Raw genomic sequence first — 3,259 nt, forward strand, 5'->3', positions numbered from 1 at the left:
TTCGGAATTTCGCCGTTCGTGTTTTATTCACTAAATTCATTGCTTAAACAACGCAACAAAGCTTATACAACAACGTTGTGCATAATTTAACCCAAGAACCGTGAAAAAAATATTAATCTTGACTTTACTCTCATTTTTCGGTTGTAAAAACGAACCAATCTGTACTGTGAATGAAAATAACGCTGGAAAAGAAATCTATGATTTGGACGAGGCGACTTGCTTCATTGCATTAAAACTGAATAAGAAAAAATCTGACTTGAATTTGATTCGTGACGCTCTACTTGCGGAAATGAATTATATGGAGAAAACTGGACTGACTTCTGACAATCCAAATCCTGAAAGCGAATCTGAAACGAACGCAGAATTGGATATTAACCAAATGGTGGAATATGCTCTGAATGAGGAAAAAGTTGACCTGAATAAAGACGAATTAATCAAAATCTATGATACCGAAATTGAATATCTAATGTTCATCGGAGTCGTGGAAGAATAAAAACTATGCACAACATTGTATATAAAAAATTGCTATTTTTAGCTTAACCAATGTTAGTTGCTCGTTTGCTACGTCTGAATTTCCTTCGGAAATTCCTCGCACGCAAACACGCAACTTTCCATATACGGAGCCGTTGCAAGTAATTGGCGGAAACCACTCAGACACTTGAATTTTGCGGTTCAAAACTCTTGAATTTAAAAACGGAAAAAAGCTAGACACTCTCTCGCTCGGCAAAATTTGTAAAATTGGAGAGTTTTAGAAATTTAATCAAAATCAATTTACTAAATCCCTGAAAATCCAAAATTGCGGAATTTAGCAAAACACGAAAAATCTAGAGCGCGAAATTCACTCAAACCTTGAATGACAAACTTGGCGGAATTACCACTCAAACGTTGAATTTTGAAAAATTTAAAAAGGACTACAAACTGAAAAAAAACCAACTACTTGCAACACCGTTTATAAAAAATTGCTAAATTGTGACTTATCAAAACTAGTCGCGTTTTTGTAAACCCCTATTTTCCTGCGGAAAATAGCCGTTCACTTTTAAACGCAACTTTACAATAAACAACAACGTTGTGGTTTATATTTCGCTTACCTGAAAACGAAGTTAAAAACTTAAAACTTCTTTTAATATTAAAAAAAAAGAAAAATAATCACTAAATTTAAACAATTATGAAAACGAAAAATTACAAATTATCTAAACTTCTAAAAGCTGGAATTCTATTCTTTGGAGTTTCATTGCTTTTCTCAAACTGTGAAAATGACGGTCTGGTTACTCCTAACAAAATTGAAGTTTCAACTAAAGAAAAACAAATTATCAATTTAAAAACAGGATTAAAAAATAAACTTGTAAACTATAATAAAAATTTAAGGAGTAAGAATTCTTCAAACTTTAAATCGAAATTTGGTGTTATTAAAAATAAAGCATTCTTAATAGATTTTGAAGAAAACAATTCTCAAATTATAATAACACCAATAATTGGTAGTGAAAACAAATTATTAATTTCTTATAAAAAAGAAGGTGTAAATAAATATAAAATATTTAAAAAAAGCGATTTTAAAGAAAATATAGATTTTGGTATTGAATCTTTTATTGTAAAAAATTTATCTGTTTTTTTTAAGATTATTTATAATGAAAAAATTACCCAAAAGAATACGTTTGCGAGAAGTAGCGGTTGTATGAGTTTTGAACAAAACGAAATAAACAGTTGTTTTATTGGAGTTTTCAATCATTGCACTAATGAACTATACTTTATTGATACTTGTGGAAAAATGGAAGAAGACGAGGAAGAAAATTGGGAATGGGGAGATGAAAATACTGGAGATAATGGATGGAATGGAGAAGAAGATGGGCAAGGAAACGAAACTGGTGATGAAGATTGGGAATGGAATGAAGGTGGAGGTACTGACGATGACCAAATTATTAATAACCTTACTGGAAAAGCAGATTGTACTTATCAAAAATTACAAAGTAATAGTTTATTAAAAAATACTCTTAAAAAATTTGTTGGCGAAAATACTCCCGTAAATTTAATCATTAACCAAAAATCTAATTTAAGAGAAGATGATGATGATAACACAAGCGAGTTAGTAAATGGTAAGACATATTATGGAAACTCTTATAATATAACTGTCAGTTTAAATACCGAACAATCAATTAACAGACCTTCTTTAGCTGTTGCTAGAACAATCTTACACGAAGCTATACATGCCGATATTTATAGAAAAATTAAAACGACAAGTGGTATCTATCTTGATTCTAGTACAGGAAAATGGAGACTCCCTGATGGTTCTAGAGCACATTTTCCTACTTTGTTTGACAACTTTAATGAAGACCCCAATAATCCTCATCATAATTATATGGCTAATTATTATAGAACAGCTATGGAAGACGGCCTAAAAGAATTTGCAACCTCAATAGGAGAAACACATACTGATCAATTTTATAAAGATTTTGTTTGGAGCGGGTTATTAGAAACCAAGGCATGGGAAAATCAATATTCTGACCCTACTTATGCAAATAGTGAAAAAATTAGAATTAAAAATGTAATAATTAATTATGAAAACTCTACAAACAATGAATGCCAATAAATATTTTATTACCATTTTTATTTTCTATTGTACTTTTTCTTTTTCTCAAAAAAAAGAAGATGTTTATTTTATTTTGAAAGAAAATAATAGTCAATACCTAATTACAGCTAATTTTAATCAAGATTTAGAATATATCACTCTATTTAGAAGAAAAGAATACGAACTACATAAAAAGAAAGTCAAAGAAGCAAAAAAGAATGGAATTTATGAGTATAACCCTGATAGCGGCAGGGATAATTTAAAAATTAAAGTCCCAAAATTAACTTTTGAAATAATCTCTAAAAATAAAATATCCGAATGCGAATTTTTGAACTTGAAATTAATAGATTATAAATGGATTTTAAATAATAGTTGGAAAAAAATAGCTAAACAACCTTATGATTTCAAAGATATTTATTTTTTACATAAAATTAAAGATGGTAAATATATTTCTTATAAAGTTGGTTTAACAATTGTGGAATATTAAAATACAAACCACAACACGGTATATAAAAAATAGCAGTCAAGTGCAAACTACAAAGTTTGTGCTTTTCTACTATTCTTATTTTATAAACTGAAAGATTTAGCTTTTTAAATCTGCTACTTTTCATATACCAACACGTTGTAATGCATTTGCGGAAAATCGATAATCGCAATGAAATTAACGGTTGACAAAGAATATTTTTAGAATTTAAA

General features: G+C 29.1%; 3 protein-coding genes. All 3 read left to right on the plus strand.

What is annotated here, in order from left to right; genetic code table 11:
- Positions 1 to 100 precede the first annotated feature (100 nt).
- The 3 genes from MC378_RS15240 (at position 101) to MC378_RS15250 (ending at position 3,050) form a co-directional block, all read left to right on the plus strand.
- Positions 101 to 493 (plus strand): hypothetical protein, encoded by a 393-nt coding sequence (locus MC378_RS15240; protein WP_242179683.1) that lies wholly within the window; start codon positions 101 to 103, stop codon positions 491 to 493.
- 672 nt (positions 494 to 1,165) lie between these two features.
- Entirely contained in the window at positions 1,166 to 2,584 is a 1,419-nt protein-coding gene (locus MC378_RS15245; protein WP_242179684.1) for a hypothetical protein, read from the plus strand.
- Complete coding sequence (locus MC378_RS15250; RefSeq protein WP_242179687.1) at positions 2,553 to 3,050, plus strand: hypothetical protein; 498 nt, start codon at positions 2,553 to 2,555, stop codon at positions 3,048 to 3,050. Before MC378_RS15245 ends, MC378_RS15250 begins: the two co-directional genes overlap by 32 nt.
- Positions 3,051 to 3,259 lie beyond the last annotated feature (209 nt).

Source organism: Polaribacter marinus (assembly GCF_022662535.1).
GTDB classification, from domain to species: Bacteria; Bacteroidota; Bacteroidia; order Flavobacteriales; family Flavobacteriaceae; genus Polaribacter; species Polaribacter marinus.